The sequence below is a fragment of the Pantoea sp. Ep11b genome, from assembly GCF_040783975.1.
Taxonomy (GTDB): Bacteria; Pseudomonadota; Gammaproteobacteria; order Enterobacterales; family Enterobacteriaceae; genus Pantoea.
Genome location: NZ_CP160631.1, coordinates 3,361,453 through 3,384,893, shown reverse-complemented (window position 1 = coordinate 3,384,893; position 23,441 = coordinate 3,361,453). Strand labels below are relative to the sequence as shown.

The following is a 23,441-nucleotide window of genomic DNA, read 5'->3' as shown; positions in this document are numbered from 1 at the left end:
AGGAGAATTCAGTTGGACAGTCACCCTGGTTTAATCATTATTCTGGCAAGCTGATTCTTCTCTGCTGCTTGCCACCCGGCGAGCAGCGATCCCCGCTTTAATTCACGATCGCGCTCCTTATTTTTAATCCTGTCATTTACAGGAGTGCGCGTTATGCTGCTGTTTATTCTTGCACTTTTTCCTCCGCCTCGATCGGCGTAGCCCTGGCTGCGCCCGAACGCCGATATCAGACCTTTATTACGCTGAGTAAAACCAGCGTCATGTTCACCTGCGCGCGTCACTATTTCTGGCGTGGGCGAAATATTTTCAAAGGTCGTCAGAGTAAATAACCCGGCTCTGCCAGGTTCCTGCCATGCACATTATTTTCGTGCAGGACAACACATGCTTTAAATCAGGGAGATGTCGAAATGAGCGACATGAAACTGGAGCAGGTTGCGATGCGTTCATCCGGCAACCGTAACGATAAAAAAAGTAAAAAAATGTACGCTGTGGCACAGCATGCCGGTCAGCACGTTGAGATGACACTGGCCGATCTCCGCAGCCATCGCCAGGGACTGACCGGGGACGAGGCCGCGAAGCGCCTGGCCATCTATGGCCGTAATGAAGTGGCACATGAGAAAGCGCCCCCCGCGCTGGTTCAGCTGCTGATGGCGTTTAACAACCCCTTCATCTATGTCTTACTGGTCCTGGCGCTGGTGAGTCTGTTTACCGACTATATCCTGCCGCTGCGCGCAGGCGAGGAGACGGATCTCTCCGGGGTGATCATCATCTGCACGATGGTGATCCTGAGCGGGCTGCTGCGCTTCTGGCAGGAGTTCCGCACCAACCGGGCGGCGCAGGCTCTGCAGTCACTGGTTCGCAGCCAGGTGACTGTGCTGCGGCGTGAACCGGGCAGCGAAACTGCCCGGCGGCAGGATGTGGATATGAGTGAGCTGGTGCCGGGCGATGTGATTCTGCTGAGCACCGGCGATCAGGTGCCTGCCGATGTCCGCCTGCTGAGTGCACGCAATCTGTTTATCAGTGAAGCCGTGCTGACCGGTGAGTCACTGCCGGTGGAAAAGCAGAGCAGTGAAGCAGGCATCAAAGAGGAAGGACAGACCGTTCAGGAGCGGCTCTCATCAGCCAATATCGGCCTGATGGGCACCAGCGTTGCCAGCGGCACCGCCAGCGCAGTCGTGGTCGCCACCGGCGGCGACACCTGGTTTGGCTCGCTCGCCTCATCGCTGGTGGGAAGCCGTCCGCAGACCGCCTTCGATCGCGGGGTCAACAGCGTCAGCAAGCTGCTGATCCGCTTTATGCTGGTCATGGTTCCGGTGGTGCTGCTGATCAACGGCTTCACCAAAGGTGACTGGATGGATGCCACGCTGTTTGCGCTGGCCGTCGCGGTCGGCCTGACGCCGGAGATGCTGCCGATGATCGTCAGCGCCAACCTCGCCAAAGGGGCGATTGCGATGTCGCGCCGCAAAGTGATCGTGAAAAAGCTCAACGCCATCCAGAACCTGGGCGCGATGGATGTCCTCTGCACCGATAAAACCGGCACGCTGACCCAGGACACCATCCTGCTGGCGCATCATCTGGATGTGCACGGCCGGGAAGATCAGCAGGTGCTGCTGCTGGCCTGGCTCAACAGCGGCAGTCAGAGCGGCGTAAAAAATCTCATGGACCGCGCGGTGCTCTGCGCGGGTGACAGCGTGATTTCACCGGCTCAGCGCAGCCAGTTCCAGCTGGTCGATGAGCTGCCGTTCGATTTTACCCGCCGCCGGGTATCGGTGCTGGTGGAGGATCTGACGCAGCACCGTTCGCAGCTGATCTGCAAAGGGGCCGTGGAAGAGATGCTGGCGGTCAGCGTCGCCGTGCGGCAGGGCGATGCGGTGGTGGCACTGGATGCGGACCAGCGTGCCGCGCTGATGGCGCAGACCGAACGCTATCATCAGCAGGGCTATCGTGTACTGCTGGTCGCTACCCGGGAGGGGGCGCTGCATACGCCGCTCAGCGACAGTGATGAGCGCGACCTGGTTATCCAGGGGATGCTGACCTTCCGCGATCCGCCCAAAGCCAGCGCAGGCAGGGCGATCACAGCGCTGCGCGACAGCGGCGTGGCGGTGAAGGTGCTGACCGGTGACAATCCGCTGGTCACTCAGCGGGTCTGTGCCGATGTGGGGCTGACCGATCCGGCGATGCTGACCGGCGATCAGATCGAGGCGATGAACGATGAGGAGCTGGCGCAGGAGGCCGAACGCTGCACGCTGTTTGCAAAACTGACGCCGCAGCAGAAATCCCGGCTGGTGCGCCTGCTGCAGCAGAACGGTCACACCGTGGGTTTCCTGGGCGATGGCATCAACGACGCGCCTGCGCTGCGGGCCGCCGACACCGGCATTTCCGTAGACAGCGCGGCGGATGTGGCGAAAGCCTCTTCAGATATCATCCTGCTGGAGAAGGATTTACAGGTGCTGAATGAGGGGGTACTCAAAGGACGCGAGACCTTTGGCAACATCATCAAGTATCTCAACATGACCGCCAGCTCAAACTTCGGCAACGTCTTCTCGCTGCTGGTGGCCAGCGCCTTTATTCCGTTTCTGCCGATGCTGTCGATTCATCTGCTGATTCAGAACCTGATGTATGACGTCTCCCAGCTGGCGCTGCCGTGGGACAAGGTGGATCGGGAGTTCCTGAACAAGCCGCGCAAATGGGATGCCGGTAACATCAAACGCTTTATGCTGTGGATGGGCCCGACATCGTCAATCTTTGACGTCACCACCTTTGCGCTGATGTGGTTCATCTTCGGCGCGAACCATGCGGGCGTGCAGTCGCTGTTTCAGTCCGGCTGGTTTATTGAGGGGCTGCTGTCGCAGACGCTGGTGGTGCACATGCTGCGCACCCGGAAGATTCCGTTTATTCAGAGCCGCGCCACCTTACCGGTCATGCTGACCACGCTGGCGGTGATGGCGCTGGGCATCCTGATCCCGTTCTCACCGCTGGGCACGATGGTCGGACTGGTGCCGCTGCCATGGCAATATTTCCCCTGGCTGGTGCTGACGCTGTTCAGCTACTGCCTGGTGGCGCAGGGCATGAAACGGTTCTATATCCGTCGCTTTGGTCAGTGGTTCTAGGATCACAGGGAGGCAAAGATGAAAAGAAACCGGCTCGACAGCGTTTTTGTCGGCGTGATGGTCATCGGCTTAACCCTGATCGCGCTGACGGTAGTGGTACGCTAATCCCCGCTTAAACTAACAGGCAGCGAAGTGATTCGCTGCCTTTTCTGTTTAATCGCTGTCGCGCTCGCGCCTGGCGCGCTGGCGCTCGTAATGGTCATCCTCTGCGGTAATGATCTCATCCAGCAGCGAATCCATATCGACCGCGCGCTCCACTTCCACAAACTGTCCGGTCAGCGGCGTCTCAGGCGTCAGTTTGCCATCTTCATAGAGCTGCCAGATCTCTCTGGCGTAGCGCGTCTTCAGCAGCTGCGGGGCGAACTGGCCGTAGTACGCGGTAATGTTATTCACGTCACGTCTGAACATCGACCCGGCATGGTTGTTGGCCGCCGCATCGACCGCCTGCGGCAGATCGATAATCACCGGGCCCTGATCATCCAGCAGAACGTTGAATTCAGAAAGGTCACCGTGCACGATGCCCGCACAGAGCATGCGGACGATATTACGGATCATGGTGTTGAAGTCGGTAATCGCCTGCGCTTCGGAGAGGGTGACATCGCTGAGGCGCGGCGCGACCGCGCCATTGTCGTCGGTGACCAGCTCCATCAGCAGCACGCCGTCAATGCAGAGGTAGGGCTGAGGCACGCGAACCCCCGCGTTTGCCAGGCGGAACAGCGCATCGACTTCGGCAGTCTGCCAGGACTCTTCCTGCTGCTTACGACCAAACTTCGAGCCTTTCTGCATCGCGCGGGCATTGCGGCTGTTGCGGGTTTTGCGGCCTTCCTGATACTGGACGGCCTGTTTGAAGCTACGCTGAGACGCTTCTTTATAGACTTTGGCGCACTGCACCTTGTCGCCGCATAGCACGGTGTAAACGTCTGCTTCCTTGCCGCTTTTGAGCCGCTGCAGCACATCGTCAATCAGGCCGTCATCGACCAGAGGCTGGATTCTGTTTGGGATCTTCATGCAGCGTTAACCCTTATTTCACCCGCTTTTCGTATCAATCTGCGATGATGGAAGCCGTGATAATCACGGAAAGAAGTCTCTGATTCTACCCTGGAAAATGGCTTAATGGGGATGATCCTTGATGAGATACGCTTCTGAGCGCGCTTTTCGCCTGACCCGCCAGGCGGAGCGGCAAAGCGGACGACGCTCAGCCAGCGGATTGCGCCAGCGTAATCGGCGTGTGGGTTTTAAAAAGGCGTCGGCTGACTGTCAGGCAGGCTGGCCGGGCATGGGCGGGCAGGCCCCCGGCCAGCCTGAAGATTACTTCAGGCTTTTGAGCAGCTTAACGGTGCTCTCAACGTCGATCTCATCTTCAGAGAAGATCAGGGTCGTGCCCTGGAAAGTGGTGACCGCCAGTTTCTTCAGGGAGCGCATCTCACCCGCTCTGATGTCAGATTTTGGCCGGATATTATTCAGCAGCAGACCCACTGACAGCACCGCATTCTCTTTATCAATACCGGTATCTGCCGGGACCTCTTCGCTGTAGACCAGGTAAGATTTAATCGAAGTGATCTTGATACGTTCACCGGCGATAAAGATATATTTACTTTCCGGGGCCACCTTCACCGCATAGGCCGACAGGCCTTTATTGTTGGTGGTCGGCTCAAACGTCACCGCCGCATCTTTCTTAATCAGATCAGGATTGGCGACCTTGATCACATGAAAATAGCGGTTGTCGCCGTTTTCATCTTTGATAAAGCCGAATCCTTTATCTTTAAACCAGGTTGTGATTGTTCCGTTCATCGCCATTTTTTGCCTGCTTAATCTACTCAGTTTTTTACAGCGCGCAGTGTAAAGCACAATGCCTGCGCAGACTATATCAGTCTGGATGATAATTCAGGGCGGTGCCAGAGGGCAGGTGCCGCGTGGAAGGCGTGGCTGCCCGACCCGGAGAAGGAGGAGGCGCAGGCTCAGATGCACGCCTCAGGCTGACCGGATGCGCCGCTTCAGCTGCACCAGGCCGCTTCTGCGTTACTCATTGCCCCAGCGGTTCAGGAACTCAGCGATATCATCGATACGCTCCTCGTCGATGCCGGCTTCACGCGCCATCTCCTGCTGCGATTCTTCGCTAATCTCTTCGTTGTTCATTAAACGGGTGATCAGCAGCTGAAAGTAGTAAGCCAGCGGCGTGCGCTCGGCTTCGCTCACCGGCTTAGCGGACTCCGTCGCATACTCATCTGCAACATCGTAGTATTTGAGAGAAATTTCGTTATTCATAATGGGGTCCGCAGCGTTGAGGTTAGGTTCAGGCCGCGCCAGCATCTGTGGCCCGGCTTACCGGGGGATTATTTCGTGTTTAGACCGGGGCTGTAAAGGGGAAGCGGCGGCCTTCCTGAATACGTCAGGTAAAACGCGCATGCTGCCCTATTTATAGTCAAAGGTCAGCGTATAATCGGCGCTGAAACTGCCTGTCGGTGCCGGAGAGGATGCCAGCTGCGGAGAGAATTTCAGCTGGTAAGTGTTAATCCCCTGTTGAAAAACCTGCGTGCTGGTCTGATTTAAAACGACCGGAGAACCATTCCGGGACACCTGCATGTTCAGACCGGCGAGTGACGTTTTTGACAGGCCCTGTGTCGCGTTCACAATTGGCTTACCGGCGTTCAGCTGCACATCGACATTGGTCCGTGCCGGACAGTTTACCGCGATCGCCAGCTCGCGGTAGGGATTGTCAGACAGACGGTTATCCAGATCGCCAAAGTTAACCGCGAAATTTGTATCGGCGACGGTACAGGGCCTGGCTGCAACGGTATAGGTGTAATAAAAACTGGTGATCTGTTCTGAATATCCGACCAGAACTCTGGGAGTTTGATATAAATCTATTTTTCCTACAAAAGTTCCGATTCCAGCAAGATTGATTAATATACGGTATCGCATGGAAAAAGAGAGCCTTGAATTAGCGCCCAGAGGAAAGTTGCAGGCGAAATTAGTAGGCCCGATACATATATTTGTCGGTTTATTAATCTGGTAGGTCGGAACCTGGGTGTTATTATAAACCATAGGGATCAGGAAGCCAGCTTTCAAACCATTGACGGGTTCGCTTTTATATGAAAGTGAGGCGCCATATAAAAAACTCCTGTTTACATTGCAGGTAAATTGATTAAGAGGTCCATCGATATAAGCATTATAATCAGTGGTGACCCCTTGCTGAACAACCCCTAAATCCACCATCATAAGAGACGGTGTACATACCATATCTGCGGCTTTACAGGTAAAGGCAGAAATCAGGAGAATCAAGATAAACCCTGTCTTTAAAATAATGGACATAACGCTCTCCTGGAAAAATAGTAAAAATATAAAATTGCTGATCTTACACAGCAAATATCAGCGGTACTCAATGCTCAGCAGGGCTGATGCAGAATAACTCCCGGCGGCTGCGCGGCTCTCATCGATAATGACCGGCCTGGCCTTTATGATGAACAGCGCCTCATTCAGCAGTGCGTGATTAATTGTCTCGCCAGGTTTAACGAGTCCGGTCAGTACGCCTGCCTGACTCAGGCCGTAGCCCATCTCCAGGCCGATGCCACTCAGATCCGTTTTCACCACGCCTGTCGGATCCGTCTGATCGGTTCGCAACGTAAAACTGACCGCAGTCAGCTTGTAGCAGCGTATTTTTATCGTTGCAGAGGTGGGTTTACTCTCCCCTTTGTAGAGCTGAGCAAGGCTCACCTCGGGAAGCGTAACGAGGCTGTCCGCGGGGAGTTCGGCCGTACAGGCCGGAGCCAGCAGATTCCCGCTGACATTCACATCCAGCCCCAGGGCGCCGCGACAGAGCGCAATATACATCACTCCCGCCTTCATCCATCGTTTCATCAATACCGCCAGCCCGTCAGTCGTAATCAAGTTCAACGGTGAAACTGGCGCTGAAACTACTGACGCCCAGATCGGCCAGTTTAACCAGCCTGGCCGTCATTGAGAGATCGGCCTGACCAGAGAGCCCGCTGAGTATTCTGTTGCCGGTCAGGCTGACCCGTTGTTGTTGTCCACCGGTCAGCACCTGAGTCCCGCTCCACCAGAGCTCTATACCCAGGTTCCTGTAGCTGGTGACCGCCGTTGTCGTTGAACCACTGGCCAGTGAGGTTCCGCTGCCTGGCCGGACTGTTACCGTGACGGCTGAACCCGGCGGGCATTGTAATATCAGCGGAATATTTCCTGAGACGGTGTCATATTTGTCATAAGTGACCTCTCCCATATTGACATTGATTGATTTACTGGCAGTGTAAGTACAGGGTGGTTTTTTCAGCGAGCCGGTCACGCTGATATTCACCGTGTCTTTGGCATAAAGCGCATGAAAAGCGGTGAGAACATAAATAACGACTATCCGGGACAGAATTAATGACATACGGTATTCACCTTTATAACGCCTGATTTAGCGGATTGATTATTGCGGGTGGCGATTTCTCCGGCGCACCAACGCTCACTGTTAACTTTAATTTCAAAGCGCGCGTTGTCCGGCACGCCGGTTAAATAGGCGCTGCCATTATCGGACACCAGCGCGTCTGGCGTTATCTGCGCTTTTTCGGCGTCGATAAATACTTCTGCAGCGAAAGGTGCCGTCTCCCCCTGGCCATTTACGGCGTGTAATATAATTTTGTTGCCTTTCCTGCCGGAGAAATCAATGACGCTGAATGCCCCGCGTGTTGGCGTCACTTCGCCGACAAGTTTCTCAATTTCAACATTGTCATCCAGCGTATTGGTCCTGACCGACACCCGGTTCCGGGTATAGGGCGACGCATTGGTTAACATCGCATAGCCACTTTTATTGGTCCGGCTTTTTGACTGAAAATCAAAACCGACATTTTCGATGTTATTTGTCCGGGCAATAATGTTCGTATCGCCCAGCGGAGGTGATGCGATCAGCGAACCCTTATACAGCGTTAACCCGCCTTCGCCGCCGATATCCAGCTGATTGCGCAGATCGCTGTGTGACAGGTTGGTTCGCAGATTGCCTTTCGCACCGCTGTACTGCGCGGAAACGCCATAAGCCTGGGTCTTTCCCACGTCACCGCGCATTGAGGATGCGTTAGCGCTGTAACTTAAACCCGGCAGGCTGTCCGAGGTATCCGATATCGTCACGCTATTGTTCAGGTTATTCGCGCTGTAACCTGACGTGGTGAAGAGACGCGGAGAGTGGCTGGTTGCACTCAAGGGCATGCTGAAGGAGAGGGCAAACGCCGAGGTCTGCTTCTCCTGCAGATGACTGAATGTCCCGGAAAGCGTAATGCTTGCCCGACCGACATTAAAACTGTACCCGGTCTGTAGCGTCTGGCGTGCCGGCTGTGACTGCCAGAAATCATCTTTGTTGTAGTTCAGATAGACGCTGCTGTTGTCGGTTAACCGCTGTGAAACCGTGGCAGAGACGCTGTTTTTCAGGCCGGATGTCGACAGGATGGCGTCACTGCTTTGCGAAACGGCGCGAGAATCGTCAAAGGCTTCACTGAATCGTCTGAACCCGCGGGTGTTATACCGATAGCCCGCCAGCGTCAGGTTAGTACCGGTGCCGCTGAAATCTTTTGCATAGCGCAGGCGAAGCGCATTGCCGCGCTGCGGCGCATCCGCTGCGCCTGCAGGCTTAAACACCGACAGCGTCGAGTCTGCGGACAGTGCACCATATCCCGCAAGATTGCGTGAAAAGCCCAGGTTATAGGCCTGATAGTTGCTGTTCAGTAAGGTGCCGCCAAACAGGGTTGTGCTGCCGTTTAAGCCGTAGCGCGCCGTGCCCGCCACAAAGTAAGGTTCGGGCGTGTGATTCCCCGGATAGAGCGTGCGATATTCACCAGCGTTAACTTCATAAAAGAACTGGCCGCCGCGCACCATCACCGGCAGAGCGGACGCGGACTGGCGGTAAAACTGCTTCTCTCCGGCTTCATTTTCAATCGTGACCAGCAGGTCATCCCCGCCGCTGACCGAGGGGATATTGCCGATATTAAACGGGCCGGATGGCACCCAGCGCTCGAAGATCTTAAATCCGTTCTGCGAAACCGACACTTTCGAGCGGCCATTCGCCGTTCCGCGCAGGGTGGGCGCGAATCCCTGCGATTCGACGGGCAGCATGCTGATATCAGACGCCAGCTGCACGCCGCGATAGTTAATGCCCTCCAGGATCTCCCCATTTGAGTAGACATCTCCCAGACTCAGGTTGGCATCAAGCTGCGGCAGCGGACGCTGCACATAATTCTGCGGCGAGGTGATTTCTCGTCTGTTCTCGCCATCATCCTGAATATAGGTGACGTTCCTGAATCGCCAGGCACCATAGTTAAAGCCATTATTGAGTGAGGTAAAAGATGTCTTCTTACTCTTAACGGCGCTGTCTGCCGACCAGATTTGGGAATGACTGAGGCTGTAGCCTGAAAAAAGAACGGTTTCGCCATTATCCCAGCCCGCCTTGATCCGCGTTCTGTCTGCATCGTCCAGAAACGCCTGCGGAAGAGTGATCAGGAGTTTCTGCCGGGCGAAGTCATAGACGAAGTCAGCCCCCTCTAACGCCTCTGTGAAGGCGACACAGTTCCCCGAATGCTGCAGGCGAGACCACGCATCCTCTTTCAGTCCGGCATTTTTAAAAAAATCACTGTCAAGGCAGGGCGTAATTTTATCGCGCTTTTTATCGTAGCTGAAATTAACCGACTGCTTCGCATACAGACTCTCGTTGATATAGATCTCAACCCAGTATTCACCGGCAGGCTGCGTGCGGGAGATATTGTCAACCTGCTTTTTAAGGGCATCCATATCCGCCGGGCTGCCGTTCAGCTCCAGGAATGAGGTGTTGAAACTGACGTCAGCAAACGAGAGTGTTGTATTAAACAGCAATAAAAAGGCCAGACAGGAGATTTTATTCATGGCGGTAATATTTCTATTCTTTCTTTATTTTTGTCTTAACGACACCACCGTAGTCATTGATATATTCAATCCCGATGTCGCTGATGTTTTTCTTCTGAATGTTCAGGGTCATCTTGCCTTTTGCCGGTAAACTGCTCTGTGACACCGCAGTCTGAACACCATTAACGTCCACTTTCGTTATCGCGATATTGAACGGCGTAGGGTTAATCAGGGTGAGGTTGTCAGCCGACTGCCGCCATGTGACTTTTCCCGCCTCATCTTCCAGCTTCATATTTTTCATGAATGCCGGGCGGTAAAACAGTTTGATGCTGGTTTTAATCGCAATCTGCAGCGTGTTCGCGGATTTATCTTTATCGGGGGCTGGCGGAATCGCTTTGACGTTAATTTTAAACAGGCTCTCTCTGTCATTCGGTAACGCAGAAGAGGTGTCCACAACCCGCAGCAGATTCTCTTCGCCCGGCCCCATCTTAAATAGCGGTGGCGTTAATAAAAACTGGTCGGTCGTTTTATCACTTTTCGCCGGGTCGCTTATCCAGGACTGCACCAGAAACGGTGTTTCGCTGGCGCTGTTGCGGACGAACAGGGTCACATCTTTACTGCCTTCATTAAAAATGACGCGCGTCACGCCCAGGCTGATGCTGGCCTGACAGCCCCAGGTGAGGGTGGCAAAAAATAAGCCAATTAAAAAACGCATTACACATCTCCGAATCCAGGGGCTGGGCAGCCCCTGTGGGTTTAGTTATATTCGACGTTAACAGCCGCTTCGGCATAGACATCGCCCGGCACGATGCCTGGAATAGCGTCACCGTCATCAACAGCGGTGTCGGCAATAGTTCTGACCAGTCCCGCCTGGAAATTAAAGGAGTTTTCACCATTACGGAGCGTATCCGTAAATGCATTACTGGTAAGCTGGACTTTATTTGAATCAGCAAGCACGACAGCAACGCCTCTCGCGCGTGAGGCACCCGTTAAACCAATATAATTTCCATCTGGCTGAGCAGCCTGGAAAGAAATTTTAACGTTGTTTTTAGTCGTTTTACGACAGTCCGTAAGTGAAATGGTAAAGGGTTTCCAGCTTTTAGCGTTAACGTCGCCGACATTTGCGCCGAAATCCGCTGAACGCACTTCCGGCATATCCACTTCAAGGCGGCCATTGGTACCGACATTTACCAGACAGGCGGCATCATTAACCTTGCCTTTAAAAACGATAGTATTATCGTCGGCACAGGCGGTATGGACGACCGTTGAAAGAAGTAATGCTGACAGACTCATGCTGAACTTTTTATTCATTTTTTATTCCTTTCAATTTTATTAATTACGCCTGTGAACTGGCGTGTGAGCAGGTTGATTTGCATGCCATAGCGTGACAGCGCATCGATTACCGGCCTGTATCTGTCAGGCAGATTAGTGATGCGGTTCAGGGATGTTCATGCAGACTCAGCAGCCAGCATAATAAGAATCGCCAGGGGCGGGTTCAGGCTGCTAAGTTGCGATGAAATTTAAACAAAAAGCGGATGGGTGTCATATTAATTAAAATTTAGTTGTTTTTAATTTTAATTAAATGCAGCGTTTCTTTTAAACCGCCAGGCGAGCAGGAAAATTCTTAATTGGACTAAGTGCCTGCTTTGTAAGCGATTATGGTTTGGTTAAGAGAAGTAAAAAGTGCATCGGGATGACATCTTATCGCGCAGTGGGATGAATGAACGACGCATTTCATCCCACTTACGCTGGATTAATGGCGGCAGCGTCAGTGCCGCTGAGTACAGACATAATAGGGAACGAACTCACCGGAGAGCATTACTGAATTAATATTCAACCGGGAAATGAACAGTTCGACCTTACTTTTTGGCTCACGATAAAATGCCGGAAACCACGCGCTGGCCATTTCGGGTGTGAGTTTATCGTCAATCGAAGCGAGGATCTCATCCGAGACCCAGGTATACCGCGAGCCAACATGATGACTGGTAAAGACCACCGTCCGGTTTACATTTTCCCGGGTGCCATCTTCGCGAGTTACAAACCCGTTCATTGAGAGTGTTCCGCTATTTTCATCAATATTCAGTTTCGTCGAAAGACGCAGAATACCCGACTCTCTGTGAAAGTTTACGTTGCCGGAGCAGGAGAAGCCGGACGTAATGCCATATCTATACCAGATCGTAAAAGCCGTCAGTGCGACAGCCAGCCCCACGGTTGAGAGAAAAAAAATCCTTTTAATCATGATAATAACCCGTGTCTTTGTAAATAAAATAGTTTGAATAGCAGATGTCGTCCGAGAACAGGGCGATCTTTTCGCGGCAGTTTATCGCGGAGACCTTATTGCTGTAGGGATAATTGGTCAGATAAAGCACCCTGGGCTCTTTACAGAAACGACTGAGGTAATCCACCATTTTAAGATTTTTGAAATCGTAAGCACGGTTATTCTGATAAACCTCACAGGCCCCCAGTTTTCCCGTATTAACATAATTCCCGGGGGAAACCGCAGGGTAGAGGATGAGTGAGCAGGCGATAATCAGCAGGATGCTGAACAGCAAAATATAACGCGGCCACGCAATGGTGACAGCACGCTTTTTTACCGCTGGCCCGCACGAAGTGTCTGATGTTCTGACAGAGGCCGAATAATTAATCGTTACCCCCTCGGGCTGAATCAGGCCCGGACTGCTGAATGTCTCACTGCTGCTTTTCATCTCTGACTTAGCCTTTACTGATTCTGTCTCACCGGCCTGCCGCGGAGCAGGGCGGGTTTCCGGCGGATTCGCCTGTCCGGCCATTGCGCGTGGCGCGTCGCTGTTTTGCTCCTCAGCCCTTTCACTCTCTGCCGGGAAGAGAAAGCCCTCCGCGTCATCGCTGTCCTGATCCTGCTCCTCCGCCTGCATCGTTTCTTCTTCTTCAGGCGTGTCCATATTGATATAGGTTAGCGCAACAGAAACCTGCAGATTGAAGATAAAGCCCCGCCGGTGAATGGTTTCGATAATCCCATTATCGAAATCCCCCGCCTGATTCAGCATTTTTCGTAAATAGAAAATGGTGTTATGCAGCACATTCAGCGAAGCTGTCATGCCAAAGCGTTCCCAGCCGAATTTATACAGGTCATCGTGGGTGACCAGTTTGCCATGATTTTCAAGCAATAATAGCAGGCAAAAGGCCGCTGATGCCCTTAATTTGACTTTAGTATCATTATCCAGCCTGACCAGACATTTTTCAGAAAGGATAAATTTGACGTTATCGCCAATAATGTAAATGCGTTTCATTTTTATTAAAGCCCTGGCAGGTGATTGAAACAATGCTCTGTGAAAGGCGTTTTATTTATTGTATTAACAAAACTTCATGCCTAAGAAAATTCTTAATAATTATTTATAATCTATCCAATAACAAAAAGTAAATATCTTAAAATATTTTTATCGTTGCTAATCATTTAACCTTATGAAGTTAATGGTGTTTTAAGCTTCGCTAAATAAAAGTTTAGATGCTCTGCTGTCAGGTTTTCTTAATATGGATTTGGTTTTTAACCAAGTGGCCAAATTCCATGTAAATAAAAAGGTTTTTATCTAAGAGGTAAGACCAGATTTCAATGCAGATTATTAATACCGCCGCAACCGAAATTTGGCTAAGGGGTCATTAGGTCTGTATCATCAGGTTGTTCATGACATGCAGGAAGCCCAGAGATACCTCACTTTTCATGCAGATAAGCGAGCAGAATGTCAGTTATCAAAAAAGAAAACCATGAAAATGTTGCAGATGAAAAACAACTTTTATTTATTCATGGTTTTGGTATAACAGACATATGTTTAACAGTAAAAAAATCGATTCTTATAAATTAACTCGCTGTGAATTCTGACAGCATTGATAATTACGGTTCTAAATTAAATGACTTCGAGGGGCGTAAGATAAGTGAATCTTTTAGTGGGGCAGAAGAAAAAATTGTTGATGAGATGACAGTGTTCTATGTTTATAAAATAACCAATGACACCGTTGAACTTAATCATCAGACAGAGTGCGAGGCTGATGAGCGGTTCAGTTAAGCCGGCATTCAGTTTGCCCTTTACTCCGCAACTAACGGCGATTAACGCACCGTAATGCTGCACGAAACCTGTTTGACCGTATTCACAAAGACGCATCTGAAGATGCCGGGCTCATTCTGACATTCATGGCGAAACTATCTGTCAAAATTCTTAATCAATCCATTTTGCGCTGGCCTACCCTGCTGGATTAAGCGCAACTCAACACCGTGTTCAAAGGCCTATTGATAGAGTAGGCAGCAGGCGAATTCCGGACTCTGATCGGTTCTTATCGTTGCATGATAGCCACGAAACAGCGTAATGCTTTCCAGAATATATGTCACCTGAGCGCCTGTAATCTCAAATGCTGTGGGGGATTAATAGACACTCCAAGTTCAGCGCATCCGGGCAAAGAAGCGGAAGCCGCTAAGTCACCAGTCCCTTGCAGCGTCGCCTGTGTTTTACACTCAGGCCATTGAGATGACAGAGGCAGTATACCCGCTTGTGATTCATGTTAACGCCATCCCGACGCAATCCTGAACCGAAAATCGCTGCTGCTGGTGGAAACAATAATTTTTTAAATATGAACATGGCGATTACTCTCCCAGTCATGTTGCATTATTTATCATGAGATGCAATTGTCTGGATGAAAAGATTGCTATCCACAATTTGGCAAGCAGCAAAAAAATAGCGTCAGCTTAACGTGATTTTAAGTAAGGGCGACTGCCCAGCATCTTTCTCATGTGTGAATGTGTTTTTTTTATGTTCATTTAAATGTTCGGGTAAGGTAAAAGTCCTGCTTCAGTAGCGGTTTTTTTAGAATAAGTTTAATGCACAACTCACGTCTGATAAGATTTGATGGGTATGAGTCAAGATTCATTTTCTAATAAAAGACGCCGTTGGTTATCGACGTCACATTAGCAAAATTAAGTGCGATTATCATAAAGTCCTGGCTCGTCAGGTGCTATTGATGGTTGGTAAACAATGGCAAGCAGGTAATATAAATTGAAGTGGATGATTTTTCAGGCTGCCAGCTAATATGATTATTCTGCCAGCGGCAATCTATTCTTTTGCATGTTTGCGTGGATTAAGTCAGTGCCTGTTGGTATAGTCTATGGTCCATGAGGTAAGTTTAATTCCGTATCGGATTTATCAGGTTTATGATACTCCGGTAGTGCTGAGTAATCAGGTTGTTTCGATGTTTTATTGACGTGGCAGTAATGGTTTTTTCATCAGGTTTAACGGCATTAAATGTGACCAGCGCCGCCGTGTTGGCTCCGCTTTTATCAATGTTTACTACTTCAGGCTCATTGTAGTGTCGGATGGCCTTGCGAAAGAAATAGATGGCTATTGAGGTATCCCGATTAACCGTCAGCAGAAAGTCACTATTATGGCCTGCTGTATCGACTGCGCGGTAAAAACATTTTCTGTGGCCTATGATTTTAATTCAGGTTTCGTTCATTCGCTATCGACGTTCTGCTGTAAGCTTATGTCGATGAAAGGTCTCATCCAGAAGCAGTACCCTGTGCATGACCTGACGTTGATGTGTAGAATGATCAACGATAATCCCATGCTCTGCCGTTACTCCCCCAGATTTAGCAGGCTAAGTGAATAAGTCAGATCCCAGTGAGCACGCTGACTAATAACATAAACACGATAGTACAGACGTTTGAAGTCTCTTCTGATCCGCTGCATCCTTAGGTTGCGGCTTGAAAAACAGTATGTTATCTGACAGGTTTTTTAATGTAACATAATCGTTATAACCACCGCTTAATGAATTTCTTTTCAGATATAAAAAATAATTTTTCCTTTATAAGATAAAACGCTGGTGAAAAACTTACAGAGTTTTCTTGTCGGGATGTCTTTGTCACCTGATGGCGATATGACGATTGAGGTCCACGTCTAAGGCATACCATGACTGATATATTTAAAGTAAACCGACCTGTTCAGTCTTTCCTTCTCTCTTACTGGACTACTAAAATTGCCACTTAAAGACAACGCTCAGCCCCTGTAAAAGCAGAAGCCTGCATAGACTTTTAAAATACAATCCTTTTTATAGAAGGTATAATTATCCGTATGTGGGGGGCTTGTGTACCGCAACAAAGCCAGATGCAAATACCTGCAATTACTATAAAAATAAAAGGTGAAATAAATAATTTTAATTTACAAATATCATTTATCTCACTGTTATTGTACTTAAATAGTGCGAGTAACAGACCCCCCCTGAAAAAGACTTTTTTCTGAGGTTCAATGCAAGTGCTTTGTTTATGTGTCACCAAAGTTTAATATGCAAAAATCCTCTTTCCTTGCAATTGGTTTTTCAGATTTCCAACTGTTTTTGATGTTTTTATAGTTATATTCCGCACTGTTATGGTAAACCCCACGCTGCTCTAGGTTTCCCATTATTGAGTATGATTACGGTAGGACTTCTTTAGTGATCGTAATGAACAGGCTGATTAAAATCATGCCTGTAATCAGAATGGCTATAAATTTAACGGTGCCATTTTTTTTCAGTTTGTTACCTATGCTAACTACTCTGGATTTAACCAGTTCAGCCACAGCACCTTCTTTACAGGTTAGCACTGAAACGTCCTTAACCTTTGCATTTGTAGAGCTATAAAGAGTGTTTTGCCAGTATTCTTCATATTGACAATAGGAATGACGGTGAGAGACTGCCATTTTATCAGTATAATCATTATTGATTAAGTTAGTCCTGCATGCTGGTAACGTTTTTGAACTTTCTTTTGCTGATATTTCTTTTTTTGGATGGAGGTTGTCAAAAGTTGAAGTGTCACTATTATGTTTTTTGTTTCCCGCTCCATCACTTTCATTTATTAAATCCACCACTTCAACTTTAAAGTCTCGATTAAATATAAACCCCCTTCTGTTTATTGACTGAATTATTTTTGATTCAAAGTAACCTGTCTCACTTAGCGCTTTCCTTAAGGAGTAGATAGTATTGTGCAGAACATTCTGGGAAGCCGGCATGCCAAAATCTTCCCAGCACGAGTGATACAAATCGTTGTGTGTTACAATATCCCCTTTCTTTTCAAGAAGAAGTTTCAGGCAAATTGCGGCAGGAGTGCGTAACCTGACTCTGGTTCCATCTGAAATTCGCTGCAGTGACATTTCAGAAAGAATAAAACGCACGCGCCTTTCAATTATGTAACATTTTCCCATGCGAAAATCACCTGGCAAGAAACCAGTCTGTTAGTGCCCCCTGAATTTATTACGTATTAAAACTATCATTTAGAGATGCAGATTCCCAGTCCGACTACTCCTGAGGCGGACAAATAAACCCTGTGCCGTAATTAAAAAGAGGTTGTGTTATTGAATAAAACATTATTCTTAATACTCGTTTCATATCTTATGGGTTTCAATAAAAAAAGCACTACTGCCAATCCATGTCTGACAAGTTGACATTCATTATGATGACGTCTCACCCTTATGGCGTTCTGATTAAAGACATATCATTAACATCTTGTAAGTAATCTCCATGAATGCGGGAGACGTGGTATCTACGCTTTGCCGGATGTTACCGCTGCACATCAGATGCTGGGTCTTAAATGGTAAATCTGAACCTCTTGCCGCCGCAGCACAGGCGACAGCACTGCAGGCTCACCTTAGCAAGAGGCTGTTTTTTTATGACGTCAGTGCTCCTCACTCGCCGGACTGCACGCTGTGACTGAGGCACGTAGCGGCATTTTCCACCCTTTTTACTGCCTGAGATGCACTGACCGCTGCAAAGCTAGTGAGCCAGTGAGCCAGTTCGTATGCAAATCGCTTCAGCTAATTGGAGACGTTGCTCTGGGTCGATGGTGTATAAATAATGGTTAGTTTACCGGTGTAGCGGCCCGCAGCCTTATCAGCCAGATTAAAGGCTGGCGTGATGAGCTGTATAGGGGCAGGGATGCAAAGTGACACGCCCGGCACGCCCGGCAATACGACCTGACGCTGGATATTACGCTGGTTAGTATTGCTCCAGCTGATTTCGGTAGCGTTTTTTACCTCCTGAGCCACTCCCGTCGTCGGGTTAATGACGCTGACCTGGTAGTCAATGCGATTGGCAGCCTGCGTTTTGTCTGCGCCGGTGCGATAGACGGAGAAAAGTCCGGCAGCCCTGCCCGTCGCGCTCGCTCCCTCATCGCTGAAAATCATATTCACGCGGTTGCTTGAGGAGTTGCTACCGTCGTATAGGCACATATCCAGGGACGCGCTGCCGCTGGCAGTGGCATTTTTACTGGTTCCTGGCCGGTTATTAAGGTTAAGGTCGACCCTTGGCGCGCTGTAGGGGAAGGCCGGAAAATAAATCTGCTGGTTGTTAAGGTCCGTCACCGTCAGAACAACATTGGCCGTCCATGTATACAGGTAAGTTGAAGTCCACTGATACAGGTCCTGCTTTAGCGTAGCCCGCCATACCCCGGGTGTGGTGAGTTTTGCAAGCTCACTCTGGGCGATACTATAAGTAAATGATGCAGGACCAGGTAAATCCGAACATATAATGGCAGAAGATGGTGGCCTATCAAAACATACAGGAGAAGCTTTGCGAACTCCAACAACAGTCAGGTTTACCGAAGTCGATGTACCATCTCGCGTAAACTTCAGTACTATATTGGAATCACTGTCAGAGCCAATCCACACTGGGCTGGTACGGGCACAGGCACCATAAATGGGGTCTGATGTACTTTTGCATACAAGAGTATTTCGCGCCCATATATCAGAGTTGTTAGTACTCCCGTCACTCCCGCCCGAGAGATGATCCCATATTGTGAGAGATGAGGGGACTGACATACGGTCATATTTCACCGTCAGCATGGTGTTCCTGGCCATGGAAGCCTCGAAAACGGCATAGCAGGGCGTAACGCCGGTGCCAAGTGCGGCCAGAATCAGCCCCAGATAACAGAATAATTTCACATTCTTTCCTTACTCGTTCATTGCCGTTGGGCGGGCATCACGAACGTTGCCCGCAGTCATCAGCTCAACCTGCTTCTGCTCTGCTCCCGGCAGGTTAGCCATGTCCGTGCTTTCGCATGTCGTTGTCCCTACGTAGCGCACCACGTCACGAACCGCCCTCACCTTCATGCTGCACTGCCAGAAGGCCTGGTCCTTCATCACGTACAGCATTTTCAGCTGCCTGTTTGTTTCCAGCGTGAATCCGCCCCCTCCCAGTGGCGTCCAGGACATGACGTTAAGTGGAATTCCGCCCTCGAGCGGCCGGTGCTGCGTGTCGGTCATGTGCCCCAGCCACGTGTAGCGGGTACTGACCGCAATCTCCCGGTTAAACACCCTGCCCGGGGTCATGAATAACGTACGCGAGCCGGCTCCCTTGCTGATTTCACTGCTGGTACCCGCCGGTGAGGACGCGGATTCCGCAATGGTGAACGTCGTCTCCCGGTAGCCGGGCACGGTAAACAGGGCGCGACTGTTGCCGCTTATATCACTCCGCCCCCCGCTGTCCAGCGATACGCTGACTCTTGAGTCCTTTTGTTCATCGTCCTGCTCTACCCCCACCGTCACGGCCGAGGACGGGGTGCCGTCTCCCCACCGCCCCCAGAAGAGGCCCTTCCGGTCGATAACGAGAGAGGAGCTGTAATTTCCGCTGCTGCTCAGCGTGTGGGCATTAGCCGTTTTCTGCCAGTCGTCACTGACCGTAAGCGCACCGCTGCCGTGCTGCCCGCCGGCCCGGCCGTAAGCCGAAGCGGTCACGGTATCCGAATTGACGCCGTACAGCGAGGCACCGAGCTCGTTTTCACCTGTGTCATCTGCGTAATGGCTGTAGGCCGCGTTGTAGCCCAGCCGGTCGCCGCCGCGCTGGCTGGTCTGCCAGCTGGCGCCCGCAGACGCCGTGCTTCTTGACCGTGCGGTGCCGCCTGAGGCGCGCGACAGGCTGAAGGTGAGGAAGGCACCTTTGTCCGTGCCGTCATAGCCGCTGTCTTTACGCATAAACGCATTAACGCTTGAGCTGACGTTGACGCTGTTCCATCTGAACTGTCGCGTCAAGCCGGTCTGCCAGGTCCGGCTGCGCGAGCGCGTCTGGTATACCTGCTCCCAGGGCACGCCGGCCTGCACGTTTTTATCATCATCGGGCAGGTCACGACGATATACGTAACGGCCTTCGTTACTGTTGAGCGCGTAGCCCAGCGTGCCGTACCACTGAGAAAAGGGGACGGACAGCATGACGTTAGTACTTTTATAACAGCCGCTGTAGCTATAGCGGTGTTCTGCCTGATTGTCACAGTCAGGTGCGGTCATTGACGAACGGTAGAAGCTGAGAGAAAAGCCGTCGTTGTAGTTAAGCTGCTGAATATTCCCCCGAGAGCCGTCGCTGCCATACAGATAGCTGGCGCGCGTTGTCAGCATGCCATCAAGAGGGCCTGAACTGAATCCGTGCGCCCAGTCTGCGGCACCTTCCCAGTAGCGTGCATCGCGGAGGAGGGCAGCGCCTGCGGTCAGTGATGCGTTTGCGGTCACGGGCAGGCGCAATCCGCCCTGCACAACGCGCCTGCTGTCATCATCAGAGCGCGGCCTGACGCCGCCGTCGTCGCTGATGTTCCCGCCCTGAATAAACCACTGAAAGGAGCTGAGCGGCGCGCCGCCGGTACCGGTATAGGGCACGGTTTCGGTTCTGACCAGCTGGCTGTTTTCATAGATGCGCAAAGAGACGACATAGCTGCCCGCCGGGAAGGTTCGTGTGTCAAGTTCCTGCGCACCAGCCTTAAGGTAGAAAGAGGAGAGCAGTTGGTCATCGCGGTAAGCATCCACCCGTGAGTCCTGGGAGAGGAAAACGTTAACGGGCGTGCCCCGGGATACCTTATCCATGTTGATCCATGACAGGGTGGACCCCAGGCGCGCACCACGAATTTTACCCAGTGGCAGCTGACTGAGGTTGATATTGCCGCCGGCGTTGCTGAAAATGTCGCGTGCATCCATCAGCCCGCCCTGAACATAGACGCGCTTCCAGAGGTCCTGTCGGAAATAGGCATTGCTGACCTCCGCCTCCTGCACGCTGGATGAACGCGCGTGCTGGCCCTGCCAGTTCCAGTCAATATTCAGATAGCCATTCTGTGTCACGCCCAGCGAACCGTTGCCCTGGACGGAGGCGGACTGATAGTTTCTGTCAGCAACAAAGTTGACGTTTTGCTGATGAACCAGCGCATTACTGCTATCCGCACTGGCCTCATAATAGACGTTCTGCGCGTCATTTTTAGGGCGAAACTGCGGTCCAAGAAATAAACCGACCCGGGCATTATTTTCATCGTAAATAATGGCCACGCTATCAGTTTCAATATAGTCGCAACCGGGGGCCCTGCCGTTGGTGCCGCAGGCAAGATTACCGTTACGCCTGAGGGGAGAGTTCATTGAGCTATTCAGCAGGGGGCCGAGCCCTGAAGCGGCCGCATATTTCTTCAGCACGGCGGCGATAAGTGCTTCAGGCTGTAGAAACTGTACGTGTTCAAGGTCGACCCGGGCCTGAAAGACGCCGAGAGTTTCACCGTAGAGTGATACGTCCAGCATCATATTCTGACCACGTGCGAGCTCTTCAAAACCCACGGGTACATTAATCGCGGCCTGAACTCCTTCGAACGAGGGCAGTGCAGCCGCGATTACTGCGGCTATAAATTTCAGGCTGCTACACATCCCACTCTTCCCGTCTTAATAATATCCATGATGTAAACGGGGCGCAGAGCCCCGTTAGTATGGCAATTTAATTATTTGAAGGAGCAGCTGCCTGAGTCACCACCAGGCTTACAACACCGCTGTAGGTACCTGCTGCTGTGACAACACCTGGCGTTTTCTGAGAAATAACCAGAGGCATTGCAGATGAACCATTAGTAACACCACCGGGAAACGTAGTCGCATAAGCGAAGGAAGTAGCAGCGGTGGACAGCGTCTGACCATTAATGGATACGCTCAGTGGAATAGCGTTTGCTCCCTGAGTATCAGTCAGTGAAGGTTCTGCAACCAGGCTCACGTTCAGCGCCCGGTCCTCAGTGTTAGACCAGAACTTAATCTGTTCCTGATGAGCCTGAAGACCTTTTCCCGGAAGATACTGCATCTCCACAGCAGCGGGCAGTGCAGAGCCATCGGCTTTCGTCACGTCGACTGTTGGATCGATGCTGGCAGTAACGGTGATGTCACGCTGGGCGGCACCGGCGCTAAAGGCGGTGACCAGCGCGAATGCAGCAAGGTTAAACTTAAAATTACTTTTCATTAAGGTTTCCTTTTAGGTTTGTATACCCTTTTACCAAAAGGGATCAATGTACCTGCGATGCAGGTAGTTCAATTTCTTCCGTCCTGTTATTAGTCCAGTTGAAATATTTTATTTTGTAAGTGCTGCCAGCTGAGAAACGTATTCCCGGAGCTGGGATGATGCTTTCTGGATAAACGGTCAGAGTCTTTTTTTTCCAACTGCATTTCCCGCTTGGGTTGCATAAACCTATGTCAGTTACCGGGATGCGGATGGTGCCGTCGTTAAACAAACTTCCTGTTGAAGGAATATATTTCAGGCTAACCTCAGTTCTACGCGGCTTTACGTGAATTAGGGCTCCCCATATAATGTTAACACCAACCTGTGCCGCTTTTTCAGCATTTTTTTTATCATCTGATTTATTATTGAAAGCGGTCTCGCTAACACCTTCGAAATAAATCCTCCAGGTAGTTTCTTTTTCAGGGGGAGTCATTGAAACAATCCTCACTACTCTCTCTCCGCCAGCCGCTAGTGCTATTTTCTGTGGTGTGACAATAATCTGGCTGGCGTCAGTCATATCGGCATCTGCCTCATGTTCATTTTTGGTTCCGGGGTTTATTATTTTTTTTAACTTTATTTTAACGAACTCAACTTCATCATTCTGGGATATTACTCTTATCTGAGATGTACCGTTTTCTCCAACCGTGGTCTCCATCGGGTACACATACATAGCTGCATATGTGGTTTGGAAGAAAAACGAAGCGCAGATTGCCGTTAAAAATTGAGTGGTGCTGGTAAAAGGCCAGATTTTCATCTATATGTCCTTAATTATTTGTCTGAGTGTGAGCGATTGTCATCTCCTTACTATTGCCTTAAAGGCACGCAGGATATTATCCTGAAGATGTCTTGAAAGTTAAAAAATCAACCTTTAGAATCCCATTTCAATTGAATTTTCTTTGTTTTATACAACGGATCTTCTTTTCAGGAAGATAGCGTTACCATCAGGATATGTCATATGCACGATTGCCAAAATAATTGATGCCGTCAGAATGAAACTGAAATGTTAATTATTATACAAGATAAAATTCAGCCAGCTAATGTGTGACTGAATTTAAACAAAGTATTAGTTAGATGGCGCTTTAATTAAAATTTATTTGCCTTATTTTTTATTAATCGGAGTGTTTGCACTTGAAAATTACAGGGAGGATGGAGGTGCTCATGTTCTCAAGTAATTGATTTTTTTGAATTTATAAAAAATAAAGAAAA

Annotated in this window: 19 protein-coding genes and 1 pseudogene; 2 read left to right on the top strand and 18 right to left on the bottom strand. The window is 50.3% G+C overall.

The genetic code is table 11. The features are described 5' to 3' along the window. The first annotated feature begins 407 nt into the window (after window positions 1–407). On the top strand, window positions 408–3,110 hold the full coding sequence (gene mgtA, locus AB1748_RS15810; protein ID WP_367395733.1) for a magnesium-translocating P-type ATPase: 2,703 nt from the start codon (window positions 408–410) through the stop codon (window positions 3,108–3,110). A gap of 18 nt (window positions 3,111–3,128) precedes the next feature. Further along, entirely contained in the window at window positions 3,129–3,215 is an 87-nt protein-coding gene (mgtU, locus tag AB1748_RS15805; RefSeq protein WP_353887348.1) for a magnesium transporter protection protein MgtU, read from the top strand. A gap of 48 nt (window positions 3,216–3,263) precedes the next feature. Here mgtU and AB1748_RS15800 read toward each other — a convergent pair whose 3' ends face one another. The 18 genes and pseudogenes from AB1748_RS15800 to AB1748_RS15715 all read right to left on the bottom strand — a co-directional run bounded on the left by AB1748_RS15800 (window position 3,264) and on the right by AB1748_RS15715 (window position 22,989). Then, the gene (locus AB1748_RS15800; RefSeq protein ID WP_367395732.1) at window positions 3,264–4,118 is read right to left on the bottom strand and encodes a PA4780 family RIO1-like protein kinase; all 855 of its coding nucleotides are present in this window, start codon (window positions 4,116–4,118) and stop codon (window positions 3,264–3,266) included. A 300-nt stretch (window positions 4,119–4,418) separates the two neighbouring features. Next, window positions 4,419–4,907 (bottom strand): cold-shock protein, encoded by a 489-nt coding sequence (locus AB1748_RS15795; RefSeq protein WP_111139931.1) that lies wholly within the window; start codon window positions 4,905–4,907, stop codon window positions 4,419–4,421. 222 nt (window positions 4,908–5,129) lie between these two features. Continuing rightward, window positions 5,130–5,375 (bottom strand): DUF2543 family protein, encoded by a 246-nt coding sequence (locus AB1748_RS15790; RefSeq protein ID WP_111139949.1) that lies wholly within the window; start codon window positions 5,373–5,375, stop codon window positions 5,130–5,132. A 147-nt stretch (window positions 5,376–5,522) separates the two neighbouring features. After that, window positions 5,523–6,422, bottom strand: coding sequence for a fimbrial protein (locus AB1748_RS15785; RefSeq protein ID WP_293773039.1), 900 nt, complete (start codon window positions 6,420–6,422; stop codon window positions 5,523–5,525). A 57-nt stretch (window positions 6,423–6,479) separates the two neighbouring features. After that, a complete protein-coding gene (locus AB1748_RS15780) occupies window positions 6,480–6,968 on the bottom strand; it encodes a fimbrial protein (protein WP_367395731.1) in 489 nt (162 codons plus the stop codon). Window positions 6,969–6,984: 16 nt separating this feature from the next. Beyond that, a complete protein-coding gene (locus AB1748_RS15775) occupies window positions 6,985–7,497 on the bottom strand; it encodes a fimbrial protein (RefSeq protein WP_367395730.1) in 513 nt (170 codons plus the stop codon). Then, window positions 7,488–9,992 (bottom strand): fimbria/pilus outer membrane usher protein, encoded by a 2,505-nt coding sequence (locus tag AB1748_RS15770; protein ID WP_367395729.1) that lies wholly within the window; start codon window positions 9,990–9,992, stop codon window positions 7,488–7,490. Before AB1748_RS15770 ends, AB1748_RS15775 begins: the two co-directional genes overlap by 10 nt. 13 nt (window positions 9,993–10,005) lie before the next feature. Then, window positions 10,006–10,686, bottom strand: coding sequence for a molecular chaperone (locus tag AB1748_RS15765; protein WP_367395728.1), 681 nt, complete (start codon window positions 10,684–10,686; stop codon window positions 10,006–10,008). Between the two features lie 41 nt (window positions 10,687–10,727). Then, on the bottom strand, window positions 10,728–11,282 hold the full coding sequence (locus AB1748_RS15760; RefSeq protein ID WP_128085608.1) for a fimbrial protein: 555 nt from the start codon (window positions 11,280–11,282) through the stop codon (window positions 10,728–10,730). Between the two features lie 457 nt (window positions 11,283–11,739). Next, window positions 11,740–12,210, bottom strand: a complete 471-nt coding sequence (locus AB1748_RS15755; protein WP_367395727.1) for a hypothetical protein — start codon at window positions 12,208–12,210, stop codon at window positions 11,740–11,742. Beyond that, window positions 12,203–13,240, bottom strand: coding sequence for a winged helix-turn-helix domain-containing protein (locus AB1748_RS15750; protein WP_111139939.1), 1,038 nt, complete (start codon window positions 13,238–13,240; stop codon window positions 12,203–12,205). Before AB1748_RS15750 ends, AB1748_RS15755 begins: the two co-directional genes overlap by 8 nt. 908 nt (window positions 13,241–14,148) lie before the next feature. After that, window positions 14,149–14,521 (bottom strand): annotated as a pseudogene (locus tag AB1748_RS15745) (IS3 family transposase); the annotation flags it as partial. A gap of 598 nt (window positions 14,522–15,119) precedes the next feature. Further along, window positions 15,120–15,425, bottom strand: a complete 306-nt coding sequence (locus AB1748_RS15740) for a DDE-type integrase/transposase/recombinase (RefSeq protein WP_367396352.1) — start codon at window positions 15,423–15,425, stop codon at window positions 15,120–15,122. Window positions 15,426–16,402: 977 nt separating this feature from the next. Beyond that, window positions 16,403–17,167, bottom strand: a complete 765-nt coding sequence (locus AB1748_RS15735; protein WP_367395726.1) for a transcriptional regulator — start codon at window positions 17,165–17,167, stop codon at window positions 16,403–16,405. Between the two features lie 609 nt (window positions 17,168–17,776). Then, complete coding sequence (locus AB1748_RS15730; protein ID WP_367395725.1) at window positions 17,777–18,901, bottom strand: CfaE/CblD family pilus tip adhesin; 1,125 nt, start codon at window positions 18,899–18,901, stop codon at window positions 17,777–17,779. Window positions 18,902–18,910: 9 nt separating this feature from the next. Beyond that, a complete protein-coding gene (locus tag AB1748_RS15725; protein ID WP_367395724.1) occupies window positions 18,911–21,505 on the bottom strand; it encodes a TcfC E-set like domain-containing protein in 2,595 nt (864 codons plus the stop codon). A gap of 187 nt (window positions 21,506–21,692) precedes the next feature. Further along, window positions 21,693–22,199 carry a CS1 type fimbrial major subunit gene (locus AB1748_RS15720; protein ID WP_367395723.1) on the bottom strand — a complete coding sequence of 169 codons (507 nt, stop codon included), beginning with the start codon at window positions 22,197–22,199 and terminating at the stop codon, window positions 21,693–21,695. 43 nt (window positions 22,200–22,242) lie between these two features. Continuing rightward, on the bottom strand, window positions 22,243–22,989 hold the full coding sequence (locus AB1748_RS15715; protein ID WP_367395722.1) for a fimbrial protein: 747 nt from the start codon (window positions 22,987–22,989) through the stop codon (window positions 22,243–22,245). Window positions 22,990–23,441 lie beyond the last annotated feature (452 nt).

Bases quoted from the DNA above. Each gene is read 5' to 3' on its own strand.
- mgtA (WP_367395733.1), top strand. From the start codon at position 408: ATGAGCGACATGAAACTGGAGCAGGTTGCGATGCGTTCATCCGGCAAC.
- mgtU (WP_353887348.1), top strand. From the start codon at position 3,129: ATGAAAAGAAACCGGCTCGACAGCGTTTTTGTCGGCGTGATGGTCATC.
- AB1748_RS15800 (WP_367395732.1), bottom strand. From the start codon at position 4,118: ATGAAGATCCCAAACAGAATCCAGCCTCTGGTCGATGACGGCCTGATT.
- AB1748_RS15795 (WP_111139931.1), bottom strand. From the start codon at position 4,907: ATGGCGATGAACGGAACAATCACAACCTGGTTTAAAGATAAAGGATTC.
- AB1748_RS15790 (WP_111139949.1), bottom strand. From the start codon at position 5,375: ATGAATAACGAAATTTCTCTCAAATACTACGATGTTGCAGATGAGTAT.
- AB1748_RS15785 (WP_293773039.1), bottom strand. From the start codon at position 6,422: ATGTCCATTATTTTAAAGACAGGGTTTATCTTGATTCTCCTGATTTCT.
- AB1748_RS15780 (WP_367395731.1), bottom strand. From the start codon at position 6,968: ATGAAACGATGGATGAAGGCGGGAGTGATGTATATTGCGCTCTGTCGC.
- AB1748_RS15775 (WP_367395730.1), bottom strand. From the start codon at position 7,497: ATGTCATTAATTCTGTCCCGGATAGTCGTTATTTATGTTCTCACCGCT.
- AB1748_RS15770 (WP_367395729.1), bottom strand. From the start codon at position 9,992: ATGAATAAAATCTCCTGTCTGGCCTTTTTATTGCTGTTTAATACAACA.
- AB1748_RS15765 (WP_367395728.1), bottom strand. From the start codon at position 10,686: ATGCGTTTTTTAATTGGCTTATTTTTTGCCACCCTCACCTGGGGCTGT.
- AB1748_RS15760 (WP_128085608.1), bottom strand. From the start codon at position 11,282: ATGAATAAAAAGTTCAGCATGAGTCTGTCAGCATTACTTCTTTCAACG.
- AB1748_RS15755 (WP_367395727.1), bottom strand. From the start codon at position 12,210: ATGATTAAAAGGATTTTTTTTCTCTCAACCGTGGGGCTGGCTGTCGCA.
- AB1748_RS15750 (WP_111139939.1), bottom strand. From the start codon at position 13,240: ATGAAACGCATTTACATTATTGGCGATAACGTCAAATTTATCCTTTCT.
- AB1748_RS15735 (WP_367395726.1), bottom strand. From the start codon at position 17,167: ATGGGAAAATGTTACATAATTGAAAGGCGCGTGCGTTTTATTCTTTCT.
- AB1748_RS15725 (WP_367395724.1), bottom strand. From the start codon at position 21,505: ATGATGCTGGACGTATCACTCTACGGTGAAACTCTCGGCGTCTTTCAG.
- AB1748_RS15720 (WP_367395723.1), bottom strand. From the start codon at position 22,199: ATGAAAAGTAATTTTAAGTTTAACCTTGCTGCATTCGCGCTGGTCACC.
- AB1748_RS15715 (WP_367395722.1), bottom strand. From the start codon at position 22,989: ATGAAAATCTGGCCTTTTACCAGCACCACTCAATTTTTAACGGCAATC.